Annotated in this window: 21 protein-coding genes; 9 read left to right on the forward strand and 12 right to left on the reverse strand. The window is 67.8% G+C overall.

The genetic code is table 11. The features are described 5' to 3' along the window. Nucleotides 1-286: 286 nt before the first annotated feature. Nucleotides 287-2,971 carry a M1 family metallopeptidase gene (locus tag ACW175_RS23830; protein ID WP_492102380.1) on the reverse strand — a complete coding sequence of 895 codons (2,685 nt, stop codon included), beginning with the start codon at nucleotides 2,969-2,971 and terminating at the stop codon, nucleotides 287-289. Between the two features lie 92 nt (nucleotides 2,972-3,063). Here ACW175_RS23830 and ACW175_RS23835 point away from each other — a divergent pair, with 92 nt between their 5' ends. Further along, nucleotides 3,064-3,681, forward strand: coding sequence for an alpha-ketoglutarate-dependent dioxygenase AlkB (locus tag ACW175_RS23835; RefSeq protein WP_492102381.1), 618 nt, complete (start codon nucleotides 3,064-3,066; stop codon nucleotides 3,679-3,681). Here ACW175_RS23835 and ACW175_RS23840 read toward each other — a convergent pair. The 5 genes from ACW175_RS23840 to mutM form a co-directional block, all read right to left on the reverse strand. Continuing rightward, nucleotides 3,678-4,151 carry a MerR family transcriptional regulator gene (locus tag ACW175_RS23840; protein ID WP_492102382.1) on the reverse strand — a complete coding sequence of 158 codons (474 nt, stop codon included), beginning with the start codon at nucleotides 4,149-4,151 and terminating at the stop codon, nucleotides 3,678-3,680. The two genes, ACW175_RS23835 and ACW175_RS23840, sit on opposite strands and share 4 nt — an antisense overlap. A 118-nt stretch (nucleotides 4,152-4,269) precedes the next feature. Beyond that, nucleotides 4,270-5,754 (reverse strand): chromosomal replication initiator protein DnaA, encoded by a 1,485-nt coding sequence (dnaA, locus tag ACW175_RS23845; RefSeq protein ID WP_492102383.1) that lies wholly within the window; start codon nucleotides 5,752-5,754, stop codon nucleotides 4,270-4,272. A 403-nt stretch (nucleotides 5,755-6,157) separates the two neighbouring features. Next, complete coding sequence (rpsT, locus tag ACW175_RS23850; protein ID WP_492102384.1) at nucleotides 6,158-6,433, reverse strand: 30S ribosomal protein S20; 276 nt, start codon at nucleotides 6,431-6,433, stop codon at nucleotides 6,158-6,160. Nucleotides 6,434-6,640: 207 nt separating this feature from the next. Beyond that, nucleotides 6,641-7,429, reverse strand: coding sequence for an enoyl-CoA hydratase (locus ACW175_RS23855; RefSeq protein ID WP_492102385.1), 789 nt, complete (start codon nucleotides 7,427-7,429; stop codon nucleotides 6,641-6,643). A 111-nt stretch (nucleotides 7,430-7,540) separates the two neighbouring features. Further along, nucleotides 7,541-8,404, reverse strand: a complete 864-nt coding sequence (mutM, locus tag ACW175_RS23860) for a bifunctional DNA-formamidopyrimidine glycosylase/DNA-(apurinic or apyrimidinic site) lyase (RefSeq protein ID WP_492102386.1) — start codon at nucleotides 8,402-8,404, stop codon at nucleotides 7,541-7,543. An 85-nt stretch (nucleotides 8,405-8,489) separates the two neighbouring features. On the opposite strand from mutM, the gene ACW175_RS23865 reads away from it, so the two are divergent. Together ACW175_RS23865 and ubiB are read left to right on the forward strand one after the other, a co-directional pair. Beyond that, nucleotides 8,490-9,248, forward strand: a complete 759-nt coding sequence (locus ACW175_RS23865) for a class I SAM-dependent methyltransferase (RefSeq protein WP_099582000.1) — start codon at nucleotides 8,490-8,492, stop codon at nucleotides 9,246-9,248. Between the two features lie 4 nt (nucleotides 9,249-9,252). Then, nucleotides 9,253-10,761 carry a 2-polyprenylphenol 6-hydroxylase gene (ubiB, locus tag ACW175_RS23870; protein WP_492102387.1) on the forward strand — a complete coding sequence of 503 codons (1,509 nt, stop codon included), beginning with the start codon at nucleotides 9,253-9,255 and terminating at the stop codon, nucleotides 10,759-10,761. A 2-nt stretch (nucleotides 10,762-10,763) separates the two neighbouring features. On the opposite strand, the gene ACW175_RS23875 is transcribed toward ubiB, so the two are convergent. Then, complete coding sequence (locus ACW175_RS23875) at nucleotides 10,764-11,327, reverse strand: hypothetical protein (protein ID WP_492102388.1); 564 nt, start codon at nucleotides 11,325-11,327, stop codon at nucleotides 10,764-10,766. Between the two features lie 166 nt (nucleotides 11,328-11,493). Here ACW175_RS23875 and coaBC point away from each other — a divergent pair, with 166 nt between their 5' ends. Together coaBC and dut are read left to right on the forward strand one after the other, a co-directional pair. Then, nucleotides 11,494-12,690, forward strand: coding sequence for a bifunctional phosphopantothenoylcysteine decarboxylase/phosphopantothenate--cysteine ligase CoaBC (coaBC, locus tag ACW175_RS23880; protein ID WP_492102389.1), 1,197 nt, complete (start codon nucleotides 11,494-11,496; stop codon nucleotides 12,688-12,690). A gap of 167 nt (nucleotides 12,691-12,857) precedes the next feature. Continuing rightward, complete coding sequence (gene dut / locus ACW175_RS23885) at nucleotides 12,858-13,325, forward strand: dUTP diphosphatase (RefSeq protein ID WP_492102390.1); 468 nt, start codon at nucleotides 12,858-12,860, stop codon at nucleotides 13,323-13,325. On the opposite strand, the gene ACW175_RS23890 is transcribed toward dut, so the two are convergent. Continuing rightward, nucleotides 13,326-13,463, reverse strand: coding sequence for a hypothetical protein (locus ACW175_RS23890; RefSeq protein WP_492102391.1), 138 nt, complete (start codon nucleotides 13,461-13,463; stop codon nucleotides 13,326-13,328). Between the two features lie 392 nt (nucleotides 13,464-13,855). On the opposite strand from ACW175_RS23890, the gene ACW175_RS23895 reads away from it, so the two are divergent. The 4 genes from ACW175_RS23895 to ACW175_RS23910 all read left to right on the forward strand — a co-directional run bounded on the left by ACW175_RS23895 (nucleotide 13,856) and on the right by ACW175_RS23910 (nucleotide 19,105). Further along, nucleotides 13,856-15,646: a methyl-accepting chemotaxis protein gene (locus tag ACW175_RS23895; protein ID WP_492102392.1), complete on the forward strand. Its 1,791-nt coding sequence runs from the start codon at nucleotides 13,856-13,858 to the stop codon at nucleotides 15,644-15,646. 115 nt (nucleotides 15,647-15,761) lie between these two features. Continuing rightward, a complete protein-coding gene (locus ACW175_RS23900) occupies nucleotides 15,762-16,877 on the forward strand; it encodes an HlyD family secretion protein (RefSeq protein ID WP_492102393.1) in 1,116 nt (371 codons plus the stop codon). Between the two features lie 16 nt (nucleotides 16,878-16,893). After that, nucleotides 16,894-18,480 (forward strand): DHA2 family efflux MFS transporter permease subunit, encoded by a 1,587-nt coding sequence (locus ACW175_RS23905; protein WP_492102394.1) that lies wholly within the window; start codon nucleotides 16,894-16,896, stop codon nucleotides 18,478-18,480. 16 nt (nucleotides 18,481-18,496) lie between these two features. Beyond that, nucleotides 18,497-19,105 (forward strand): TetR/AcrR family transcriptional regulator, encoded by a 609-nt coding sequence (locus tag ACW175_RS23910; protein ID WP_492102395.1) that lies wholly within the window; start codon nucleotides 18,497-18,499, stop codon nucleotides 19,103-19,105. Between the two features lie 13 nt (nucleotides 19,106-19,118). On the opposite strand, the gene ACW175_RS23915 is transcribed toward ACW175_RS23910, so the two are convergent. The 4 genes from ACW175_RS23915 to fabA form a co-directional block, all read right to left on the reverse strand. After that, nucleotides 19,119-19,934: an enoyl-ACP reductase FabI gene (locus ACW175_RS23915; protein ID WP_492102396.1), complete on the reverse strand. Its 816-nt coding sequence runs from the start codon at nucleotides 19,932-19,934 to the stop codon at nucleotides 19,119-19,121. A 75-nt stretch (nucleotides 19,935-20,009) separates the two neighbouring features. After that, a complete protein-coding gene (locus ACW175_RS23920) occupies nucleotides 20,010-21,899 on the reverse strand; it encodes an O-linked N-acetylglucosamine transferase, SPINDLY family protein (protein WP_492102397.1) in 1,890 nt (629 codons plus the stop codon). Between the two features lie 7 nt (nucleotides 21,900-21,906). Continuing rightward, nucleotides 21,907-23,121 (reverse strand): beta-ketoacyl-ACP synthase I, encoded by a 1,215-nt coding sequence (gene fabB, locus ACW175_RS23925; protein ID WP_492102398.1) that lies wholly within the window; start codon nucleotides 23,119-23,121, stop codon nucleotides 21,907-21,909. Between the two features lie 71 nt (nucleotides 23,122-23,192). After that, on the reverse strand, nucleotides 23,193-23,708 hold the full coding sequence (gene fabA, locus ACW175_RS23930; protein WP_099582011.1) for a 3-hydroxyacyl-[acyl-carrier-protein] dehydratase FabA: 516 nt from the start codon (nucleotides 23,706-23,708) through the stop codon (nucleotides 23,193-23,195). Between the last annotated feature and the right edge of the window lie 62 nt (nucleotides 23,709-23,770).

Raw genomic sequence — 23,770 nt, forward strand, 5'->3', positions numbered from 1 at the left:
GGGCCTTCTCGGAAGCGCCCCGGTTTTTCTCGTTCCCGTCCCCGATGGGTTCGTACGCTCTACGGTTGGTTCCACATCCCGTCCCGTCGACGAAAACCGAGGGGGCGAAATGCGTTGTGCGAAGTTGACGAGCCCGTCAACCCCGCTTCGAAGCCGGATATGGGGGATAGGGGACGGGGCGCAAGGCCATAACCCCATGCGGCGAGGGGGAATCTGGCGTTTTGGGCAAGAAAAATGGCCGCACCCTTTCGAGTGCGGCCAATAAATATAACGCGTTATCCAGCGTTTAGCCGTTCTTGCCGACCCAGGCGGTGATGGCCGGCAGGCGTTCCTCGCGGATCTTGGCGCGGTTCAACACCGAGGCGGCGGCCTTGTCGGCTTCCTTGCGCGATCCCTCGGCCAGATTGGCCGCGGCCCAGGCCTTGATCTTTTCCGCCATGGCCGGGTTCGACGAGCTGGCGCCGAGGCCGGGAATGAACCGGGTGCGGGAGGTGGAATCGACCTTGGCGTTGACCGCGTCCTTGTGGGCCACGGCCCAGTCGAAGGTCATGTCCGGGTGACCGCCGGCCACGCGCGAGATCATCGAGCTGGACATGGTCTCGCCCGGCTCCGGCGTCAGGGCCAGCTCCAGAGCCTTCCTGGCCAGGGTCTCGTCCTCGGCCGAGGCCAGCAGCGAGAACAGCTGGGCGCGGATCAGCGGGGTCTTCTCGGCCAGGGCCTGGGCGTGGATGGCGTCCCAGGTGGCGGCGTCGGCGTGACGGGCCACCACGCTGAGGATGGTCTTGCGCACCGGACCGGGGATCGCCGACGGGTCGGTCTTGTCGGCGTTGAACCGACGCGTGGCCTCGGCCACCACCTCCGGATCACCCAGACCCCCCAGCGTGCCGATCAGCTCGCCGCGCAGGATGGCGGTGCTGTCGGGCTCGCCCGCCTGTGCGGTCCAGCCGACCTTGGCCAGCAGCGGCCGCAGCTTGGCGACGGCCAGCTTGCGGAACGCGGCGCGCTCGGCCGGCATGCCTTCGTAATAGTTGTCGATGCCCGAATAGACGCCGGCGATCTTCGAGAACACCTGCGGGTCGGCGTCGGCCGGGGTGGCCTTGGCCAGCTCGAGGAAGTCGGTGGCGGGCTGATAGCCGGCCAGGCCCATCGACCAGGCGTCGCTCATCACGCCCAACTGGTCGATCGCCGGCAGCTTGGCGAAGTTCTGGACGATGCCGCCGAAGCGCTCGGCGCCGTACTGGGTGCGGAAGTAGCCGTTCTGGCCCGCATTGACCACGACCGGGCCGCAGCCGTCGACCGTGACCGCGCCCTTGCCGCCGGTGACCAGGGTCTTGGCTTCGCCACCGCCGATAGCCTTGACGGTGACCGGCACGCGCCACAGAAGCGGCTTCTTGACCGGCATGTCCTTGCTGAACTCGCCTTGCGTCAAGGTCAGCGTGGTCTTGCCGGCCGCGCAGGTCGCCGCGTCCACGGTGATCAGCGGCACACCCGGCTGCAGGGTGAAGTCATGGGCGATGGCGGTGATCGGCTTCTTGGCCGCGCCTTCGACCGACGACCACAGGTCATCGCTGACCGTGTTGCCGTGGGCGTGCTTCTTCATGTAGGCGCGCACGCCGTCACGCCAGGCGTCGTGACCCACATAGCTTTCCAGCATGCGGATGACGGCCTCGCCCTTCTGGTAGGTAATGCCGTCGAAGGCCTGGCTGGCCTGCTCGACGGTGGTCACGTGCTGCACCACCGGGTGGGTGGTCGACAGGGCGTCCAGGCTCATGGCGTATTCGCGGCCGCCCACGGCGTTCAGGTTGGCGTTCCATTCCGGGTGGAAGTGCTCGGTCGCCCGGCCCTCCATCCACGAGGCGAAGCCCTCGTTCAGCCACAGATCGTCCCACCAGGCCATGGTGACCAGGTCGCCGAACCACTGGTGGGCCATCTCGTGGGCGACGGTGGTGAAGACGTTCTGCTTGTCGCTCTCGGTGGAGATCTTCGGGTCCAGCAGCAGGGCGTATTCGAAGTAGAAGATCGCCCCCCAGTTCTCCATGGCGCTGAAGAACTGGCTGCGGCCCGGGGCGGCGATGTTGTCCAGCACCGGCAGCGGGTACGGCGTGCCGAAATAGTCGTTGTACCACGGCAGGATGTCGGCGGCCGCCTTCAGGGCGAACCGCGCCTTGGGGGTGTCGCCCTTCTTGGTGACCACGCCGACGTCGGCGCCAGCGGCCTTGACCGAGGCGCGGTCGAACTCGCCCAGACCGAAGAACAGCAGGTAGGTCGACATCTTCGGCGAGGTCGCGAACTTGACCAGGGTCTTGCCGCCGCCAAGGTCCTTCGAGGACGCGATCGGCATGTTGCCCAGGGCCATCTGACCGGTCGGGATCGTCGCCTCGACGCTATACGTCGCCTTGTAGAACGGTTCGTCCCACGAGGGGATGAAGCGGCGGGCGTCGGAGTTCTCGAACTGGGTGTAGATCGCGCGCTTCTTGCCGGTCTCGGTCTCGTAGTCGAGCGCGAACAGGCCGGCGGCCTGGGTGTAGATCTTGCCCGTATAGTCGAGGGCCAGAACGTACTTGCCCTTCGGAAGAGGCTTGGCGAACGTGAAGCTGGCGGTCTGGGCGTCGTCGTCGACCTTGACCTTCGCCGCGCCCAGGCCAGCGATCTCGGCCTTGGAGAAGGCTAGGTCCGCCGCCTGCAGGGTCACGGTCGCGGTCGGCTCGACCACCTCGATGGCGATCTTGACGCTGGCGGAGAAGGCCATCTTCTCGGCGTCGGGCGTGAACGACAGGTCGTAGTGCGTCGGTCGAACGTCGCGCGGCAGCTGGGTCGTCACAGAGGCGAAGGTCGCGCCCTTGCTCCCGGCATGGGCAGAGACGGCCGCCGGCTTCGGCTTGGCTTGGGCTTTCGCGGCGGTCGCGGCGGACACGCTGCCGGCGGCGAACAAAATCACGGCGACGGCCGCGGAGGACATAAGACGGCGCATGTACGGTCCTGATATGGAAAAATAGTCCGGCCCCCTCGCCGGAGGCGCAAACCAACACCTTCCATCCCTATGGCGCGTCTTAAATTTCAGTAATGTTTCAACCCCTCACCGTCGTTCCCGGTTTCGACCTCTGGCCCGGCCTGCTGGACCTCTCGGCGCGGCGCGCCCTGGTCGACGCGGTGATGGACGCCGCCCAGACCGCGCCTTTCGCGCACTACGACACGGCCTATGGCAAGGCGATGAGCGTGGCCATGACCGCCTTCGGACCGCTGGGCTGGACCAGCGACAAGACCGGATACCGCTACGCCGAACGCCATCCGGTCACGGACCAGGCCTGGCCGGCCATGCCGCTCGCGCTGCTGGATCTCTGGACGACGCTGGGCGATGCCGAGACCCCGCCGGATTCCTGCCTGGTGAACCTCTATCGCGGCGAGGCGCGCATGGGCCTTCACCAGGATCGGGACGAGGCCGACCCGGCCTTTCCAGTGCTGTCCATCTCGCTGGGCGACACGGCGGTGTTCCGGATCGGCGGGACCAACCGCAAGGATCCGACACGGAGCCTGCGGCTGGGCTCGGGCGATGTCTGCCGGTTGTCGGGGCCTGCAAGACTGGCCTTCCATGGCGTGGACCGGATCCTGGTCGGTTCATCGGGCCTCGTCCCGGGCGGCGGCCGGATCAACCTGACTCTGCGCCGGGCGCGGCTCCCTTAGGCGTCCTCGTCCTCCAGCGCGTCGCGCATGGCCTTCAGCGCCGCCTGCAGCCGCGACCGCGGCGGCCCGCCAACGCTCGCGATCAGCACCTCGACACCCGGCGCCACGCGATACCGGTGCACCGGTTCAGGCACGTTCCAGCGGGAACGGAAGCGCTGCTCGATCTCAAGTCGTTCGGTCCGCCCGGTCCAGACGGCCAGCGCGCTCTCGAAGCCCTCTGGACGCCCGGCCAGCTCGGCCTCCAGCTCGCGCAGATAGTCGCCGATCGTCTCCAGATCGTTGCCGGCCTGCTGCATGGCCCGAATGAGCCGCAGCCGGGTCAGGTGGCCGTCATCGAAATTGGCCCCGCGCCCCCGCGCGGCCGGCGGGGGCAGAAGGCCCTCGGCGACATAGTAGCGGACGGTGCGCTCGGAGACCTCGCACAAGGCGGCGAGATCCCGAGCCGTATAGCGGAGCGGATCGTCGGTCATGCCGAGATACTGACACTTCAGTGTCGCATTTCAACTGTCTATTTCTTGAAGGGTCCGGACACGAAAAAGGCCGCCCCCTTCGGAGCGGCCTTCTTGTCGGCGACGAGCTGACGTCGGATCAGCCGCGCAGCTTGCGGGTAATCACTTCCAGGTCGTGGTTCAGGGTGCTGTCCTCGGCGCGCAGGGCCTCGATGCGGCGCACGGCGTGGAGCACCGTGGTGTGGTCGCGACCACCGAAGCGGCGGCCGATATCCGGCAGCGAACGGGTCGTCAGTTGCTTGGCCAGCCACATGGCGGCCTGACGCGGACGGGCCACGGCGCGGTTGCGACGTTCGCTGAGCAGGTCGGCCTGCTTCATGCCGTAGTGGTCGGACGTCGCCTTCTGGATGTCGTCGATGGTGATGCGCTTCTCACCCGACCGCAGATGCGGACGCAGGATCGCCTGCACCTCGTCCAGGGTCATGCGCGACAGGCCTTCGCCTGCGCGGGCCGACAGGGTGTTCAGCGCGCCTTCCAGCTCGCGGACGCTGTCGGTAAAGCGGTCGGCCAGGAACTGCAACACGTCCGGGCGCATGGTCGGCTCGAAGCCGTGGGCCACGGCCAGGGTCTGGATCTTACGTTCCAGGATGCCCAGGCGCAGGTTGCGGTCGGCCGGCTCCAGGCCGCAGACCAGGCCCGCCGACAGGTGCGAGCGCAGGTGGGCGTCCATCTCGGTCATGGCCGACGGCGGACGATCGGCCGAGAAAACGACGCGGCCGCCTTCGCCGACCAGGGCGGTCAGGGTGTGGAACAGCTCTTCCTGGGTCGACTGCTTGCCGGCGATGAAATGCACGTCGTCGATGATCAGCAGGTCGGCGGCGCGCAGCTCTTCCTTGAAGGCGGCCGTCTGGCGATCCATCAGGGCGCGCACGAAGGTCGACAGAAAGCGCTCGGCGGTCAGATAGACCACGCGCTTTTCCGGCGCGTTGCGCATGGCTTCCCAGGCCAGGGCGTTCAGCAGGTGGGTCTTGCCGAAGCCGTAGGGGCCATGGAAGAGCACGGGGTTGAAGTGGCCATCGGCCCAGTTGGCGATCCGGCGCGCCACGGCGTGGGCGAACTCGTTGGCCGGACCCGGGACGAAGGTCTCGAAGGTGAAGCGCTCTTGCAGACCCTGGGTGCGGGTCGACTTGGTGATGGGGGCCATGATCGCCGGGGCGTCGGTCGACACCGGCAGGACGATCTCTATGGGTTCGGCGGCCGCGGCCTTGGGCGCGGCCTCGACATAGGCGCCGCCGTTGCCGGCCAGCGCCGCTTCGAACTCAAGGCGCGACTTCAGGTCGATGCGACGCCCGGTCGGATCGTTGGCGGCCCAAAGCTCGCCAATGCGGCGCCAGGCGCTACGACGGATCCAGTCGCGGGCGATGCCCGTCGACGTGACCAGGACGACATCGCCGGCCGCGGCCTCGCGCAGAACCGCGGGAGCGATCCATGACCCGAAGGCCGCATCGCCAAGCTCGCGTTTCAGAGCCGTGCAAACCTTCGACCACACGCTCGCCGCCGGCTCTACCGCCGCCGCGATCGCTGTCGAGAAGTCCTGGCTGGCCACCCCGCCCTTCATCGTCATTCGTCCACCGCCTTGCACAAAAACAACCGCCGCTACCATTCCTGCCGCCCGCCCCCCATGGCGTACGGCCGGTTCGCTCAGCGCACACAGGTTCTTACCCGGCGGACTCAATGGGTCCGCCGCCGCCTCGTTTTTTCCAAGACTGGAGAAGCGCTGAGACGCTTAAACTAGCCACCGGAGGGGGCCGGTCAAACGGAAAACTTGCGTCCGAGTTCGGATATTTCTGTTGACTCGCGAGAGCCCCTCGCCCGGCAAGGGAATAGCTAGGACAGGTGCTCAGATCACAGATTGCAACGACAGGAATAGAGCATTGGAATCAAAGCAAAAGCCGACCAGGCGGACCTGATCGGCTTTTGTAAATACTTGAATTCATTGGACGAACATAGTTCGTCCAGAAGTTGGACTAGGCCGCGGCCTTATCCAGCTTCTTCAGACGCGCGGCCAGGCGCGACACTTTGCGCGAGCCCGTATTGGGGTGAACCACGCCCTTCGAAACCGCGCGCATCAGCTCCGATTGAGCCTCCACGAAAGCGGTCTTGGCGACGGCCACATCGCCCTTGGCGATGGCGTCGTCGAACTTGCGCAGGAAGGTGCGCACGCGCGAGCGACGGGCGGTGTTGACTTCGGTGCGGCGAGCGATCTTGCGGATCGCTTTCTTGGCGCCGGGATTATTGGCCATTAGGTCGGACCTTCAAACGGACAGCCACGCGGGCGGCCGCGAAGCAGGGAAAATAGAGCGCGCGGATATACGGGAAGCACAGGCCGGGGTCAACGGTCCACAGGCGGATTCCTGCGGGCCATCCTGACGCAATCGTTTCGCAAGCGTGACAGCCGGAACTGGAACCCGGTTCCGGCGACGCTCACGCGGAAAAGAACGCGCGACAGGTCACGCGCCCTTGAATGCCGGCTTTCGCTTCTCGACGAAGGCGGCCATGCCTTCTTTCTGATCTTCGAAGGCGAACAGCGAATGGAACAGGCGCCGCTCCAGCGCCACACCCGTCGTCAGGGTCGTCTCATAGGCCGCCTCGACCAGTTCCTTATTCATGGCCACGGCCAGCGGCGACTGGGCGGCGATCTTGGCGGCGACCGCCAGGACCTCGTGGATCAGCGCGTCGGCCGGGAAGATCCGCGACACGAGGCCCGAGCGCTCCGCCTCCTCGGCGCCCATCATCCGGCCGGTCAGGATCATGTCCATGGCCTTGGACTTGCCGACGAAGCGGGTCAGGCGCTGGGTGCCGCCGATGCCGGGCGCGACGCCCAGAGTGATCTCGGGCTGGCCGAACTTCGCGGTGTCGGCCGCCAGGATGAAGTCGCACATCATCGCCAGCTCGCAGCCGCCGCCCAGGGCGTAGCCGGCGACGGCGGCGATGATCGGCTTGCGGCACTGCTCGACCGCGCGGGCCCCGGCTGTGAAGAAGTCGGCCTTGAACATCTGGGCGTATGTCTTGTCCGACATCTCCTTGATGTCGGCGCCGGCCGCGAAGGCCTTAGCCGAGCCGGTCAGGACGATGCAGCCCACACTATCGTCGGCCTCCGCCGCCAGCAGCGCCTGGGCCAGCTCGCCCAGCAGCTGGGTGTTCAGCGCATTCAGGGCCTCGGGCCGGTTCAGCCGGATCAAGGTCACGCCCGGCGCGGCGTCGGGCGCCTCGACGATCAGGGTCTGGTACTCGGCCATCGCGGGTCTCCTGCTTGAACACTGCATTTATAGAGAGGCGGGCGGCGTTGGGGAGCCCTCGGACAGGCCGCGGCGACTCTTTCCCGGACGCTCAAGCGGCGCGCCGCCCCCTCACACCTGGCAGATCGGGCAGAAGAAGGTCGACCTTCCCGCCTGGACCTGGCGGTCGATAACGCCCTGGCAGCCCGGCGTCGGGCACGGCTCGCCTTCGCGGTCATAGACACGGAAGCGGTGCTGGAAATAGCCCAGCGCGCCGTCGGCGGCGGCGAAGTCCTTGAGGGTCGAGCCCCCGACCTCGACCGCCTCGGCCAGGACCTCCTTGATCGCCGTGGTCAACGGGCCGAGCCGTTTCTTCGCGATCCCGCCCGACGGCTTGAACGGCGAGATGCGCGATCGGTGCAGCGCCTCACAGACATAGATATTGCCCAGGCCAGCGACAGTCTTCTGGTCCAGCAGCAGGGTCTTGGGTCCCTGCTTGCGGTTGGCGAAGGCCTTTTCCAGCGTCTTGGCGTCGAAGCGCTCGCCCAGCGGCTCGGGACCCATGGTGGCGAACCAGGGATGGAGGCTGACGCGGTCGGTCGGGATCAGGTCCATGAAGCCGAACCGGCGCGGGTCATAATAGGTGACCGTCGCGCCCTCTTCGGTCTCGAAGACGACGTGGGCGTGCTTGTCGTCCGGCTTGACCTCGCGGGCGAAATCGCCGGGACGCACGGTTCCTTCGGGCGCGGCGATCTCGAAGCGGCCGGTCATGCCCAGATGCATCACCAGGGTGTCGCCCCGGTCTAGCGGGGCCAGGATATATTTGGCGCGGCGATCAAGGCGCAGGATCTTCGCGCCGGTCAGCCGCTGGACGAAGCCCTCCGGCAGCGGAAAGCGCAGGTCAGGCCGGTTGGCGCGAACACGAGCCAGGCGCGCGCCGGCCAGGACGGGCTCGAGACCGCGTCGCACGGTCTCGACTTCGGGCAATTCGGGCAAGGATCATTCCTTAAGGCGATGACGCGGCGCGAGGCGCAAGCTAATAGCGGACGTTCATATAGTAAGAGCGCGGCCCAAGGACGTCATGAGCAACACCTCCGCCAGCTTCGGGTTCAAGGACGTCGACGCCTCGCTGAAGGCCGGGATGGTTCGCGGCGTGTTCGACCGCGTCGCCAAGAACTACGACATCATGAACGACCTGATGAGCGGCGGCGTACACCGGCTCTGGAAGGACGCCGTGGCCGCGCGCCTCAACCCGCAGCCCGGCGAGGTGATCATCGACTGCGCCGGCGGCACTGGCGACATGGCCCGCCGCTTCGCCAAGATGGCCCGCAGCGCCCAAGAACGGCGCGGCGGCCCCGACGCGACGATCAACATCGTCGACTACAATGCCGAGATGATCATGGCCGGCATCGAGCGCGGCGGCGAACCGGAGATAACCTGGACCGTCGGCGACGCCCAACGCCTGCCGCTGCCGGACAACTACGCCAACGCCTATGTCATCTCGTTCGGCATCCGCAACGTCACCGACATCGACGCGGCCCTGCGGGAGGCGCGCCGGGTGCTGAAGCCGGGCGGTCGCTTCCTGTGCCTGGAGTTCTCGCGTCCTGTGACCGAGGCGCTGGCCAAGGCCTATGACGCCTACAGCTTCAAGGTCATCCCACAGGTCGGCGAGTGGGTGGCCAAGGACCGCGAGGCCTATCAGTACCTGGTCGAGAGCATCCGCCGCTTCCCGGACCAGCGGACCTTCGCCGGCATGATGGAAAACGCCGGCTTCAAGCGGGTGACCTTCACCAACTTCACCGGCGGCGTCGCGGCCCTGCACCAGGGCTGGGCGCTCTAGGCCTGTGACGAGCCTTTCCGCCTTTTGGCGCCTGACCGGTGCGGGCTGGGCCCTGGTCCGGGCCGACGCCCTGATCCCCCGCGAGGTCGAGCCGCAGCTGCCGCCGTCCGCCAAGCTGGCGGCGCGCGCACTGCGCCTGTTCGCCGGCGGCGCGGCCAAGCGCGGCCGGCCGGGCGAGCGCCTGGCGCGGGTGCTGGAAAAGCAGGGTCCGGCGGCGATCAAGATGGGCCAGTTCCTGTCGACGCGGGCCGACATCTTCGGGACCGCCTTCGCCGAGGACCTGTCGCACCTGAAGGACCGGCTGGCCCCGTTCCCGCTGGAAACGGCCAAGGCCGAGATCGTCCGCAACCTCGGCAAGCCGCTGAGCGAGGTCTACCAGGAGATCGGCGAGCCGGTCGCCGCCGCCTCCTTGGCCCAGGCCCATCCGGCCACCCTGCTGGACGGCCGCGAGGTCGCGGTGAAGGTGCTCCGGCCCGGCGTCGAGCGCCAGGTCGCCCAAGACAGCGCCGTGCTGCGCTTGGCCGCGCGCCTGGCCGAGAAACTAGCCCCCGCCGCGCGCCGCCTGCGCCCGACCGAGTTCGTGGAGGTGGTGATCCGGTCGCTGGACCTGGAGATGGACCTGCGCTTCGAGGCCGCCGGCTGCGCCGAGCTGGGCGAGGCCATGGCGGTCGATCCCTATATGCGCGCGCCGCTGGTCTGCTGGGAGGGCGTGGGCAAGCGGGTCCTGACCCTGACCTGGGCGCAGGGCGTTCCGCTGTCCGATCCAGCCTCGCTGGACCTGCCCGGCCTGGACCGCAAGGCCCTGGCCGAGAACGTCACCCGCGGGTTCCTGGCCCAGGCCCTGGACCACGGCCTGTTCCACGCCGACCTGCACGAGGGCAACCTGTTCGTCGCCGCGCCGGCCGAGGTGGTCGCCGTGGACTACGGCATCGTTGGCCGCCTGGGTCCTGGCGAGCGCCGCTACCTGGCCGAAATCCTCTACGGCTTCCTGAACCGCGACTATGCGCGGGTGGCCAAGATCCATTTTGACGCCGGCTATGTCCCCGCCCACCAGGACATGGACGCCTTCGCCCAGGCCCTGCGCGCCGTCGGCGAGCCGGTGTTCGGCCGCAACGCCCGCGAGGTCTCGATGGGCCGGCTGCTGGCGCAGCTGTTCGAGATCACCGCCCTGTTCGACATGGCGCTGCGGCCGGAGCTGGTGCTCCTGCAGAAGACCATGGTCACGGTCGAGGGCGTCGCCCGCCGCATCGACCCGACCCACGACCTGTGGGCCGCCGCCGACCCGGTGGTCCGCCGCTGGATTGGCCGCGAACTCTCCCCCGCCGCCAAGGCCCGCGACTTCGCCGAGGAAGCCCTGCGCGCCATCCGCGCCCTGGCCCGCCTGGCCGAGGCCCCGCCGGCGACGGTCCCGGTCAAGGTCGAGCGCGACCAGACCTGGCCCCTGCTGTGGTTCCTGGTCGGCGCGGCGACGGCGGGCGCGGCGTTCGTGACGGGCCTGCTGCTGGCCCGGTAGCCCTACCCCTCCGCCGCTTCCCGCCGCTTAGCCGCCGAAGCGCGGCGCGCCTCGCGGGTCTTCTGTTCGTCCCAGTAGGCCGCACCCTCGTCCGGCTTGAACATCGTGCGCGGCGCGCCTTCGCGCGACACCACCGCGAAGACATTGCCCTTCGGGTCGTAGATCAGCAGGTCGCCGTTCGCGCGCTTGAGCGTTTCGGCCCCCTTGGGCGGGTCGCTGACGAAGGCGTGGACCTTGGCGACATAGTCGTCGGTCGACCTGGCGTCGAAGGTCTTGCCGTTGCTCTGGAACGAGCGCTCGGCGTTTTCCTCCGCCGTACGGGTGCGGTTGGCGGCCCAGTACGGCTTGCCGGCCACCAGCTTGACCGGCGCGTCGCGCGGATCGGCGCGCCGGACGCCCTCGCCTCTGCCGCCGTCGGCGGTCTCGGCCGGAGACCCCGCCGCGACGCTGGCGCGCTCGCCCGCCTTGGGAGCCTTGACCGCCGACGCCCCGCTATCGCAGGCCGAAAGGCTCATCAGGCCGAGCGCGGCCACGACGCCCGCCGAGATATGTCGCACAACCTTCATGATCGTATCTGCCCCGTAGCTCTATCTATACGATTACTGAACGAAAGCGGAACGAGAGTCGAGTCCTTATCTTCGCCCTGTGATCGCCGCTCGAATTGCCTCTGGCGCTTTGGGCCGAGGGTGGGCATGTGCAACGGACGAGATTGACGTGGATGCGGAGCGCGACGTGAGCGGGAAGCGGGTTCTTCTGATCGTCGGCGGCGGGGTAGCGGCCTACAAGGCGCTGCTGCTGACCCGCCTGCTGCGCAAGGCCGGGATCGGCGTGCGGCCGATCCTGACCAAGGCCGGCGCCGAGTTCTTGACGCCGCTGTCCCTGGCGGCGCTGGCCGAGGACAAGGTCTATCAGGAGCTGTTCTCCCTGACCGACGAGCACGAGATGGGTCACATCGAGCTGTCGCGCTCGGCCGACCTGATCGTCGTGTCCCCCGCGACGGCCGACCTGATCGCCAAGGCGGCTCAAGGCCTGGCCGGGGATCTCGCCTCGACCACACTGCTGGCCACCGACAAGCCGGTCCTGATGGTCCCGGCCATGAACGTGCGGATGTGGCTGCACCCGGCCACCCAGCGCAATATCGCCACCCTGAAAGCCGATGGCGTGACCTTTGTCGGCCCCGATGAAGGCGCCATGGCCTGCGGCGAGTTCGGACCGGGACGCCTGGCCGAACCGGAAGAGATCTTCGCGGCGATCATGGCGATGCTGGAAGGTTCGGCCGCCCGGCCGCTGGCGGGAAAACGCGCCCTGGTCACCGCCGGCCCGACCTTCGAGCCGATCGACCCGGTGCGCGGCATCACCAACCGCTCCAGCGGCAAGCAGGGCTTCGCGATCGCCGAGGCCCTGGCCAGGCTTGGCGCGGAGGTCACCCTGGTGGCCGGTCCCGTCGCCCAGCCGACGCCGGTCGGGGTCAAGCGGGTCGATGTCGAGACCGCCCGCCAGATGCTGGCCGCCAGCCAGGCCGCCTTGCCCGTCGACGTCGGCGTGTTCGTGGCCGCCGTCGCCGACTGGCGCGTGGACGAGGCCTTCGGAACCAAGCTGAAGAAGGAAAAGGGCGGACCGCCGGCACTGACCTTCGTCGAGAACCCCGATATCCTCGCCACCCTCTCGGCCACCGGTCCGCAACGACCCAAGCTGGTTGTCGGCTTCGCGGCCGAGACCGACCATGTCGAGGCGCACGCCCGCGCTAAGCTGGCCCGCAAGGGATGTGATTGGATCATCGCCAACGACGTGACCGAACCGGGCGTGATGGGCGGCGGCGAGAACGCCGTGCTGCTGATCACCAAGGAAGGGACCGAGCGCTGGGACCGAGCGGCCAAGGACCAGGTGGCGGCCCAGATCGCCCTACGGATCGCCCAGGCGCTCGCCTGATACCCCGACGGCCTGAGACTCTGGCCTGACGGGACGCAAATCAGCTAAAGCCGGGCCGACCTTTCCCGCGCCTATCCTACGGATAGGCTCACTCTAACATCGAGAGCGTGGCGAACGCCGAAACCGCACACACTTTCGGCTGCCACGCTCTCCCAGGAACCGCCCGCATGTCCGCCATCCCCGCCGGTCTCGCCATCCGCTTCAAGCGTTGGGAAGGCAATGCCGACCTGCCGGTTCCGGCCTACGCCACCGCGGGCGCGGCGGGCTTCGATCTTAGGGCCCACGTGCCGGAGGACGAACCGATCGTGCTGAAGCCCGGTTCGCGCTGTATGGCCCCGACGGGCTTCTCGGTGGCGGTTCCCGACGGCTACGAAATGCAGGTCCGCCCGCGCTCGGGCCTGGCCTTCAAGAACGGCGTCACGGTGGTCAACGCCCCGGGCACCGTCGACAGCGACTATCGCGGCCAGGTCTGCGTTCTGCTGATCAATCTGGGCGAAGAGGACTTCACGATCCGTCGCGGCGACCGTATCGCCCAGGGCGTGATCGCGGCGGCCCCACAATGGTCGCTGGTCGAGGTCGACGACCTGGACGCCACGGATCGCGGCGCCGGCGGGTTCGGCTCTACGGGCGTCTAACTAAACGGCCGGGTGGATGGCCCGCAGGCCCAGCATCAGATAGCCGCCGAAGCCGGCGGCGAAGGCCAGCGCGGCCATCCAGAGCACCGGGCGGATCATGTCGAGCGGCGTCTGGCCGATCGGGGGATGGGACTTCATCTGAACCTCCTGCGACCTTCAGCGTGGCCGGCGGATACTGACGCCGGAGGAGATACGCGCTGCCGACCCGTTGGTTGCGGTTGGGGAGCGGCTTTTAATCTGTCGTGATTCTGACGCAAGGGAAATCGCGACGCGTCGTCGCACGGTCAAGCTGGCGTGTCTTGCCGGCAACTCAGGCATTGGCGCGGCCGCTGCCAGTAGTTCGAGGCAGTATTGACGACACGGGCTGCGTCAAAACGCCGCGAACGTGGATCCCGTAGCGCGTAACCAGCGCGAGAAATCGATTTCTGGCGCTCAGAACTCAGCTAACATTGATCTAGATCAAGACTCTTGATGTTTATTAACCCTGCCCCGGCATCTTGCCCTCGACTTCGGGTCCTGGGGCACTGCCTATGTCTAATCTCAAGGTTGCGCATAAACTGCTGATCGCGTTCGCCGCGCTGGTCGCCGGCGTCATTTGCGCGGGGGCGCTGGTGGCCGGCAGCCTTTCGTCGATCCAGAAGATCACGGCGCTCAACGAGCACAGCTACGCCTATATCGACGCGATCGCCGACACCACCGGAGCCCTGGTCGAAGAGCAGAACGCCGTGCGCGGCTACGTCGCCAGTCGGGATGCCTCGTTCCTGAAAAAACGCGAAAAGTACCAGGCCGAGTACGCGGAGGCCTATAAGCGCATCGCGGCGGGCGTCGAAAGCCCCGACGAGCAGGCCCGCGCGGACGCCTTGACCTCCGCCGTCGCCACGTTCGAAGGCGAGATCAGCAAGCAGATCGCCGAAACCGACGATCCGACGAAACTTGATCAGGCGCGCGCGACGATCGCCACGACCGGTCGCCTGACCAATGTCCGCAAGGTGCTGGAGACCATGGCGAAGGTCGAGGAGGACCAATTGGCCCAGCGTCGCGCCGACCAGGTCAAGGCTTTCCGCGCCGGCCTGATCACCCTGGCCGCTGGCGGAACCCTGGCGGTCGGCGTCGCCGTATTGATGGGCTGGCTGCTGTCGAACGCCATCGCCGCGCCGGTCACCGCCATGACCGCCACCATGCGTCGCCTGGCCGATGGCGACAACGCCGTCGAGGTGCCGGCCGTGGGCCGCAAGGACGAGATCGGCGGCATGGCCGCCGCCGTCCTGACCTTTAAGGAAGCCGCGCTGGAGAAGATCCGCCTGGAAGGCGTCGCCGCCGACCAACGCGCCGACGCCGAGCGCGCGCGCGAAGCCGGCGAGATCGAGCGCCAGGGCAACGCCCGCGAACAGGCGCAAGTGGTCGCCTGCGTCGGCAAAGGACTGGAAGCCCTGGCCGCCGGCGACCTGACCTTCCGCCTGAACGAGACCTTCCCGCCGGCCTATCGCAAGCTGCAGGGCGACTTCAACGCGGCCATGGAGCAGTTGGCGGACACCATGAGCGTGATCAACGGCGCTGTCGGCGGAATTCAGGCCGGCTCGGGCGAGATCAGCCACGCCGCCGACGACCTGTCGCGTCGCACCGAGCAACAGGCCGCGAGCCTTGAAGAAACCGCCGCGGCGCTGGACGAGATCACCGCTACGGTCCGCCGCACGGCCGAGGGCGCGGGCAGCGCGCGCCGCACCGTCGACAGCGCCCGCAACGACGCCGAAAAAGGTGGAGACATCGTCGACCGCGCCGTGGCCGCCATGGGCCAGATCGAAAGCAGCTCTCGCGAAATCGGCGCCATCATCGGCGTGATCGACGAAATCGCCTTCCAGACCAATCTGCTGGCGTTAAACGCCGGGGTAGAAGCCGCCCGGGCGGGCGAGACGGGACGAGGCTTCGCGGTGGTCGCCCAGGAAGTCCGAGCCCTGGCCCAGCGCTCGGCCGACGCCGCCAAGGAGATCAAGACCCTGATCAACGCCTCGGCCCAACAGGTCGACGAGGGTGTCGGCCTAGTCGGTGAAACCGGCGAAGCCCTGCGGCGGATCATCGCCGGGGTACACGACATCAACCGCATCGTCGCCGAGATCGCCGCCTCTGCCACGGAGCAGGCCACCGGCCTGCATCAGGTCAATACCGCCGTGAACCAGATGGATCAGGCAACCCAGCAGAACGCCGCCATGGTCGAGCAGTCGACCGCCGCCAGCCACGCGCTCTCCAAAGAGGCGCGCGAACTGGGCCGACTGGTGCAGCGCTTCCGCCTGGCCGAAACCGCGAACGCTCGCCGCGCCGCCTAGCTCGCGGGAACCTTTCCCCGATCATTGATTTTTGGACGGGTGCGTCCATTTATCCCTTGAAGCGCGCGCCGGACCCCAGTATCCGGCGCTCGAACTCTTTCGATCGGAACAGGTCATGGCGTCGCCAGAAAAGCCCGCGGGCAACAAGAAGCTGGTCCCGATGATCGCGGGCGGGGTCGCCCTCGCCGTCGTCGTCGTGGGCGGGACGTTCTGGTTCCTCGACAAGCAGCACTTCGAAAGCACGGACAACGCCTTCGTCCAGGCCGACACCGTGCAGGTCAGCCCGCAGGTTTCGGGCTATGTCGCCGAGGTTCTGGTGGCCGACAACCAGCGGGTCGAGGCCGGCCAAGTGCTGGCCAAGATCGACCCCTCGACCTTCCAGGCTCGCCTCGACCAGGCGATCGCTAACGCCAGCGCGGCCGACGCGGCCATTCGCGCCGTCGACGACAAGAACAGCCTTGAACAGGCGATGATCGCCCAGAAGGCCGCCGGCGTGACCAGCGCCCAGGCCGACGCCGGCCGCGCCAAGGCCGATCTCGAGCGCTACGACGCCCTGGCCAAGCAAGGCTGGGTCTCGCAGCAGAAGGTCCAGACCGAACGCGCCGGCGCCACCCAGACCGCCGCCAGCGTCGCCAGCGCCCAGGCCGCCCTGGAAGCCGAGAAGCGCGCCGCCCAGTCGCTCGGCTCGGCCAAGGCCCAGACCATCGCCCAGGCCGCCGCCGCCCACGCCGCCGTGGAGCAGGCCAAGCTGGATCTGGAACGCACCGTGATCCGCGCGCCCGCCGGCGGCGTGGTCGGCGCCCGCTCGGTCCGCCCGGGCCAGCTGGTCCAGCCGGGGGTGGCGCTGATGTCGGTCGTGCCCCTGGGCCAGGCCTATATCGTCGCCAACTTCAAGGAGACCCAGGTCTCGCGTATCCGCGTCGGCCAGCCGGTCGAGATCAAGGCCGACGCCTTCGGCAAGCAGAAGATCGTCGGCAAGGTCGACAGCTTCGCTCCCGCCACCGGGCAGGAGTTCGCCCTGATCCCGGTCGAGAACGCCGTCGGCAATTTCACCAAGATCACCCAGCGCCTGCCGGTGAAGATCGTGGTCGACCGCAGCCAGCTCGGCGCGGCCCTGCGTCCGGGCCTTTCGGTCGAGATCAAGGTCGACGTCCGCGACCGGTCGGGCCCTTCTTTCGCCGAGGCCGGCCAAGCCACGCCGCAGGTCGCCCGCCAGGGCTTGGACCGCTAGAGCGAAGGAGCGCGTCATGACCGACGCCGCCCTGCCCGCCGCCGCTCCCCAGACCCCGACAAAGCCCGAGGTCGACTGGACCAAGCTGTTCCTCGGCTTCGGGGCCATGGTCATCGGCCAGTTCATGGCCATCCTGGACATCCAGATCGTGGCGGCCTCGCTGCCGCAGATCCAGGCCGGGGTCGGGGCCAGCACCGACCAGATCAGCTGGATTCAGACGGCCTACCTGATCCCCGAGGTCGTGATGATCCCGCTGTCGGGATACCTGTCGCGCCTGTGGGGCACCCAGCGCCTCTATTTGATCTCGTGCACGGGCTTCATCGTCATGAGCGTGCTGACGGGCCTGTCCTCGTCGATCGACATGATGATCCTGACGCGAGCCCTGCAGGGGTTCATCGGCGGGGCGATGATCCCGACCGTGTTCGCCGTGGCCTTCACCGCCTTCCCGCCCGAGCGGCGCATCACCGCCAGCGTGATCATGGGCCTGATCGTCACCCTGGCCCCGACCGTCGGCCCCACCCTGGGCGGCCACCTGACCGAGGCGTTGTCCTGGCGGTGGCTGTTCTTCATCAACGTCCCCACGGGCCTGATCGTGCTGTTCGGAGTCTATCGCTGGGCCGACTTCGACAAGGGCGATCCCAGCCTGGCCAAGGGCTTCGACTGGTTCGGGCTGATCGTCATGGCGATCTTCCTGATGAGCATGCAGTTCGTGCTGGAGGAGGGCGCCAAGGACGACTGGTTCGACGACAGCGGCATCCTGTGGCTGACCGTGGTGGCCGTCCTGGGCGGCGCGACCTTCATCTGGCGACAGCTGACCTACAAGAACCCGATCGTCGAGCTGCGCGCCTTCGCCAATCGCAACTTCTCGGTCGGCGTGCTGATGACGGCCGTCTCGGGCGCCAGCCTGTTCGGCGGCACCTTCCTGCTGCCGCAGTTCCTGGGCCGGGTTCGCCACTATTCGGCGTCGGAGGTCGGCACCACGATGATCGTCTCGGGCCTGTCGATGTTCCTGACCGGGCCGATCGCCGGCCGGCTGGTGCGCAAGACCGACCCGCGCGTGCCGATGTTCATCGGCTTCATCCTGGCCGGTTGGGGCATGTACATGGCCCACGGGGTGACCAAGGACTGGGGTTTCTGGGAATTCGCCGGCGTCCAGGCTTGTCGCGGCGTCGGCGTCATGATCGCCATGATCGCCACCCAGCAGATCACGATGAGCACCCTGCCCCCGCACATGGTCAAGAACGCCTCCGGCCTGGTGAACCTGTCGCGCAACACCGGCGGGGCCATCGGCCTCGCCCTGCTCGCCACCTCGATCTCCCAGCAGACGGCGCTCTACTACGACGACCTGACCTCAAAGGTGACCCAGGGCGGCGCGACGGCCGGCATGATGGCGGGACTGATGGAACGGATGCAGCAGCTGGGCGTCGCCGACCCCGGCGGCGCGGCCCGCAAGGCCATCGGCGGCATGATGCAGCAGCAGGCCACGGTGCTGGCGTTCGGCGACAGCTTCACCTTGCTGGCCATCGGCTGCTTCGTCGCCGCCGGCGTGTCGCTGTTGGCCGCCCCGGTCAAGAACGCCCCGCCGCCTTCGGACGCTCACTGATGCTCAGAGTTTTCTAATGCCAAGGGTGCCCGGACAGATCGACGTCGCCAAGAGCGAGGCCATCCTGGACGCCGCCGTGGAGGTGATCGGCGAACGGGGCCTAGCCGCCCCGATGGCGGCGATCGCCCGCCAGGCCGGGGTCTCCAAGCAGACGGTCTACAATCACTACGGCTCCAAGGCCGAGTTGATGCGAGCCCTGATGAACCGCCGGGTCGAGGCCATTACCGCGCCCTTGCGCGACCCCGAGAAGGCTGGCAATCCGGCCCAGGCCCTGGAGGCCTACGCCCGCTCGGTGCTGGACACCGTGGTCACCAACAAGAGCTATTCGATGCTGAGGGTGATCATACTGGGCGCGGGGGAGATGCCCGACATCGCCCAGGAGGTCTTCGAGGCCGGGCCGCTGAGCGCCCGTCGGCAACTGGCGGCGTTCCTGAAGACCGAAACCGAGCTGGGCCGGATGAAGGTCGAGGATTTCGACCAGGCGGCGGAGTTCTTCTCCGGCATGGTCATGGGCCACAGCCAGCTAAGGTCCCTTCTGCGCCTGCCGTCCGACAAGACCCCGGAACAATACGGCCGCCTCGCGAGGGAGGCGGCCGAGAGGTTCATGCGGGCTTACGCCCCTTAGGGCCTGAGAAGGCCTACGCCTCTTCGGCGTCCGGCATGCCCATCATGTGGAAACCGGCGTCGACGTGGACGACTTCGCCCGTGGTCGACTTGCCCAGGTCCGAGGCCAGCCACAGGGCGCAGCCGGCGACCCCTTCCATCGAGGTGTCTTCCTTCATGGCCGAGAACGCGCGGCCTTGGGCGATCATGCCGCGACCGCCCGAAATGCCGGCCAGGGCCAGGGTGCGCATGGCGCCGGCCGAGATGGCGTTGCAGCGGATGCCCTTGGGGCCCAGGTCTCGGGCGATGTAGCGGGTCGAGGCTTCCAGAGCCGCCTTGGCCACGCCCATGGTGTTGTAGTTCGGGATTGTCCGCTCCGAACCCAGATAGGTCATGGTGATCAGCGACCCGCCGTTTGGCATGATCTTCGAAGCGCGCTTGGCCACGTCCACGAAGCTGAAAGCGGAGATGTTCATGGCCAACAGGAAGCCCTCGCGGGTGGTGTTGTCCACGAACGAACCTTTCAGCTCGTTCTTGTTGGCGAAGGCCACCGAGTGGACGACGAAGTCGATCGTGCCGAACGTCTTCTCGATTTCCGCGAAGGCGGCGTCCATCGAAGCGTCGTCGGTGACGTCGCAGGGGATCATCGTCTTGACGCCGATGCTCTCGGCCAGCGGGCGCACGCGGCGCTCAAGCTCCTCGCCTTGATAGGTGAAGGCCATCTCGGCGCCTTGGGCGGCCAGCTGGCTGGCGATGCCCCAGGCGATCGAGTTGTGATTGGCCACACCCATGACGAGGCCCTTCTTGCCCCGCATCAGCTCGCCCTTCGGGAACGCGTAATCGTCGGCCATATGTGGGCCCTCTTTCGTAAATCGTTGACCGTTGGTTAGCAGGGGCCGAGGCCGCGCGGAACCCTTCAGCGGCTTTCAGCGTGGGCCGAGGCCAGCATAGGCCGCCTCGAGCGACCGCGCGAAGGCGACAGGATCGAACAGATCCGAGCGCCTGACCGCCTCGGCGACGCGGGTTTTCAGGCTCGGATCGCGAGCCAGAACGACGGCCTTGGCGACGTAGTCGGCTTCGGACCCGGCGATCAGTTCAGGCAGGCCCGCGGCCGCCAGGAGGCTGGCGCCAACCCGGCTGGCGAAGCTTTTCCCGGGCAGGGTCAGCACGGGTACGCCCATGCGCAGGGCGTCGCTGGCGGTGGTGTGGGCGCCATAGGGCCAGGTGTCGAGAACCAGATCGGCCAGGGCGTGGCGCGCCAGATGCCGATCGTGCGGGACTGGCTCGGCGAAGACCAGGCGCTCAGGCGCGATCCCGGCCGCGACGGCGTGGGCGCCCAGGTTGTCGGCCGCGCCTGGCGCGCCGGCATAGAGCCACAGAACGGCGCCTGGCGCCGCGCTCAGGATCGTCATCCAGGCCGCGAACACCTCCGGTGTGATCTTGGCCGGGTTGTTGAAGCAGCAGAATACCGTCGCGCCTTCCGGCAAGCCGACTTCGACGCGGCTGGGCGGCGGCAATACCGGTCCCAGGGCGTCGTTGGGCTGGTAGTGCGGGAGACGCACCACCGCCTCGGACCAGTCGGACTCCGCGCCCGGCGGGATGGTCACGGCGTCGGCCAGAACCACGTCGGCATGGGCGCCCAAGGTCCCCGGATAGCCCAGCCAGCCGACCTGAACCCGCGCGGCGCGGTGCGCCAGGATCCCTGGTCGGCCGTCCTGAGTGTAGCCCTTCAGATCCACTGCGATATCAACACCTTGTTCGCGGCACTTCAGAGCGATCGCCGCGTCGGAAAGGCCGCGCGCCTCGATCCAATGCTCGCAGGCCGCCCTTAGTCGCGCCTGCATCGGGCTATCGGTCTCGGGGCCATACGAAACCGCGAAGATCTCGAATCTCGAGCGGTCGTGCGCTTCCAGAACGCCGGCCAGAAGCCGCGCCGTGGCGTGCTCGTGCAGGTCCGAGGACAGATAGGCGACCCGGATCCGCTCGCCGGCCGGTCGCACCGGCCATACCGGCCGCGGAACCGACGGCGGGGCGGTCAGCCGCGCGCATCGACGGTGCAGCGCCGGGATGTCGAAGATCGCCAGGGCCGCGAACGGCGAGATGGCGGGCCGGCCAAGCTTCAGGTCCGCCTTGACCAGCATGTCCAGCGCCGCGTCCTCGCGCCAGTCGCAGACCTGGCGGCGCGCCCACAGCAGATCGCCGGCCAGACGCGGATGCAGCGGGTCGAGGTCTAGCACCGCTTCCAGGTCCCGCGCCGCCTCGGCTGGACGGTTCAGCAGCGATTTCAGCGCCGCGCGGTTGGCCAGGGCTTGCGCCGACTTCGGCGCGGCGGCCACGGCGCGGTCGTGGGCGGCGAGGGCCTCTTCGAAGCGCCCTAGGTCGGTCAGGGCGACGCCGCGGTTGCAGAGCGCCTCGATAAAACCCGGCGTGATCGCCAGCGCCGCGTCATAGGCCGCCAGGGCCTCGGCCGCGCGACCGAGGCGGCGGAGCGACACGCCCAAGGCGTTGAGAACTGTTGGATTTTCGGGATCGACGGCCAAGGCCGTCCAGGCGGCGACCACCGCCTCGTCGTCGCGGACAAGACCGTTGAGCGCCAACGCCTTCGCCGACAGCACGCCCGACCGCATGGGATCGAGCGCGAGAGCCGCGTCTAGCGCCGTCAGCGCGGTTCCGATCTGGCCCAGGCCCAGTCGCGCGACGCCCAGCAGATGCCAGGCCTCGACGCTGGGCGCATCCTCGACCAACCGCTCGCACACGGCGACGGCTTCGGCCAGACGGCCGGCTTTGTAGAGATCGAAGGCCTCGCGAGCCGACAACCGCGCCCTAGTCGGCGCGGCTGAAGATCAGCGTGCCGTTGGTGCCGCCGAAGCCGAAGCTGTTGGACATCACCGTTTCCAGCCGCTTGTCGACCCGCTGGCGCAGGATCGGCAGGTCGGCGAACTCGGGGTCCAGCTCCTCGATATGGGCGCTTTCGGCGGCGAAGTCGTTGTTGAGCATCAGGATCGAGTAAATGGCTTCCTGCGCGCCGGCGGCGCCCAGGCTGTGGCCGGTCAGGGACTTCGTCGACGAGATCATCGGGGCCTTGTCGCCGAACACCTCGCGCACCGCGCCCATTTCCTTGCTGTCGCCGACCGGCGTCGAGGTGCCGTGCGGGTTCAGGTAGTCGATGGCGCGGTCGCCGGCGTCCTTCATGGCGATACGCATGCAGCGCGCCGCGCCCTCGCCCGACGGGGCGACCATGTCGTAGCCGTCGGAATTGGCGGCATAGCCGACCAGCTCGCCGTAGATCTTGGCGCCGCGCGCCTTGGCGTGCTCATACTCTTCCAGCACCACGATCCCGGCGCCGCCGGCGATCACGAAGCCGTCGCGAGCCTTGTCATAGGCGCGGCTGGCCACGGCCGGACGGTCGTTGAAGTTGCTGCTCATGGCGCCCATGGCGTCGAACAGGTTCGACAGGGTCCAGTCCAGCTCCTCGCAGCCGCCGGCGAAGATGATGTCCTGCTTGCCCATCTGGATCTGCTCGGCGCCCGCGCCGATGCAGTGGGCGCTGGTCGCGCAGGCCGAGCTGATCGAATAGTTGATGCCGCGGATCTTGAACCAGGTCGAGAGCACCGCCGACGGACCCGAGCTCATGGCCTTGGGCACCGCGAACGGACCGATCCGCTTGGGACCCTTTTCCATCGTCGTGGCCGCGGCCTGGACGATGATGCTGGTCGAGGGGCCGCCCGAACCGACGATCAGGCCGGTGCGCTCGTTCGAGATCTCGGTCTCTTCCAGACCGGAGTCAGCGATCGCCTGCTCCATGGCGACGTGGGCATAGGCCAGTCCAGGCGACAGGAAGCGCGCGGCGCGCCGGTCGACCAGAGCCTCCCAGTCGATCTGGGGCGCGGCATGGACCTGGCAGCGGAAACCACGCTCGGCATAGTCCGGCGCGGCGATCACGCCGGACTTGGCTTCCCGCAGGGACGCCAACACCTCATTGGCGTTGTTGCCGATGGACGAGACGATCCCCAGTCCGGTGACGACGACGCGACGCATATCGTAAATCCTCTTCTCCCCCTCGAAATCCGTCAGGGGCCAGCTCTATAGGGCCGGTCTCGTCTAACGGATCAGGACGCCATCTGTTCGGGTGTGAACAGGCCCACCTTCAAATCCTTGGTTTCGTAGATGGCCTTGCCGTCGGCTTCCAGGACGCCATCGGCGATTCCCATGACCAACTTACGCATGATCACCCGCTTCAAGTCGATCTTATAGACGACTTTCTTGACGTCCGGCGTCACCTGGCCGGTGAACTTCACCTCGCCGACGCCCAGGGCGCGGCCGCGGCCGGGACCACCCGACCAGCCCAGGAAGAAGCCGACCAGCTGCCACATGGCGTCCAGGCCCAGGCAGCCGGGCATGACGGGGTCGCCGATGAAGTGGCAGCCGAAGAACCAGAGGTCCGGATTGATGTCGAACTCGGCCTCGACATAGCCCTTACCGTGCTTGCCGCCGTCGGATTCGATCCGGACGATCCGGTCGAACATCAGCATCGGCGGGGCCGGCAGCTGTGCGTTGCCGGGGCCAAACAGCTCGCCGCGGCCACAGGCCAAGAGTTCTTCGAAGGTGTAGGCGTTCTTCTGCATGGGCACGCCCCTAGCACGGCGGCGGGTCAGGTCTCAACGTTTCCCTGCCGGACGCCTTTCCG

The organism is Caulobacter sp. FV1ye6ST (assembly GCF_058681225.1).

What these genes read in the sequence shown, in the direction of transcription:
- ACW175_RS23830 (WP_492102380.1), bottom strand. Translation starts at nt 2,971, where the DNA reads ATGCGCCGTCTTATGTCCTCCGCGGCCGTCGCCGTGATTTTGTTCGCC.
- ACW175_RS23835 (WP_492102381.1), top strand. Translation starts at nt 3,064, where the DNA reads ATGTTTCAACCCCTCACCGTCGTTCCCGGTTTCGACCTCTGGCCCGGC.
- ACW175_RS23840 (WP_492102382.1), bottom strand. Translation starts at nt 4,151, where the DNA reads ATGACCGACGATCCGCTCCGCTATACGGCTCGGGATCTCGCCGCCTTG.
- dnaA (WP_492102383.1), bottom strand. Translation starts at nt 5,754, where the DNA reads ATGACGATGAAGGGCGGGGTGGCCAGCCAGGACTTCTCGACAGCGATC.
- rpsT (WP_492102384.1), bottom strand. Translation starts at nt 6,433, where the DNA reads ATGGCCAATAATCCCGGCGCCAAGAAAGCGATCCGCAAGATCGCTCGC.
- ACW175_RS23855 (WP_492102385.1), bottom strand. Translation starts at nt 7,429, where the DNA reads ATGGCCGAGTACCAGACCCTGATCGTCGAGGCGCCCGACGCCGCGCCG.
- ACW175_RS23865 (WP_099582000.1), top strand. Translation starts at nt 8,490, where the DNA reads ATGAGCAACACCTCCGCCAGCTTCGGGTTCAAGGACGTCGACGCCTCG.
- ACW175_RS23875 (WP_492102388.1), bottom strand. Translation starts at nt 11,327, where the DNA reads ATGAAGGTTGTGCGACATATCTCGGCGGGCGTCGTGGCCGCGCTCGGC.
- dut (WP_492102390.1), top strand. Translation starts at nt 12,858, where the DNA reads ATGTCCGCCATCCCCGCCGGTCTCGCCATCCGCTTCAAGCGTTGGGAA.
- ACW175_RS23890 (WP_492102391.1), bottom strand. Translation starts at nt 13,463, where the DNA reads ATGAAGTCCCATCCCCCGATCGGCCAGACGCCGCTCGACATGATCCGC.
- ACW175_RS23895 (WP_492102392.1), top strand. Translation starts at nt 13,856, where the DNA reads ATGTCTAATCTCAAGGTTGCGCATAAACTGCTGATCGCGTTCGCCGCG.
- ACW175_RS23900 (WP_492102393.1), top strand. Translation starts at nt 15,762, where the DNA reads ATGGCGTCGCCAGAAAAGCCCGCGGGCAACAAGAAGCTGGTCCCGATG.
- ACW175_RS23905 (WP_492102394.1), top strand. Translation starts at nt 16,894, where the DNA reads ATGACCGACGCCGCCCTGCCCGCCGCCGCTCCCCAGACCCCGACAAAG.
- ACW175_RS23910 (WP_492102395.1), top strand. Translation starts at nt 18,497, where the DNA reads ATGCCAAGGGTGCCCGGACAGATCGACGTCGCCAAGAGCGAGGCCATC.
- ACW175_RS23915 (WP_492102396.1), bottom strand. Translation starts at nt 19,934, where the DNA reads ATGGCCGACGATTACGCGTTCCCGAAGGGCGAGCTGATGCGGGGCAAG.
- fabB (WP_492102398.1), bottom strand. Translation starts at nt 23,121, where the DNA reads ATGCGTCGCGTCGTCGTCACCGGACTGGGGATCGTCTCGTCCATCGGC.
- fabA (WP_099582011.1), bottom strand. Translation starts at nt 23,708, where the DNA reads ATGCAGAAGAACGCCTACACCTTCGAAGAACTCTTGGCCTGTGGCCGC.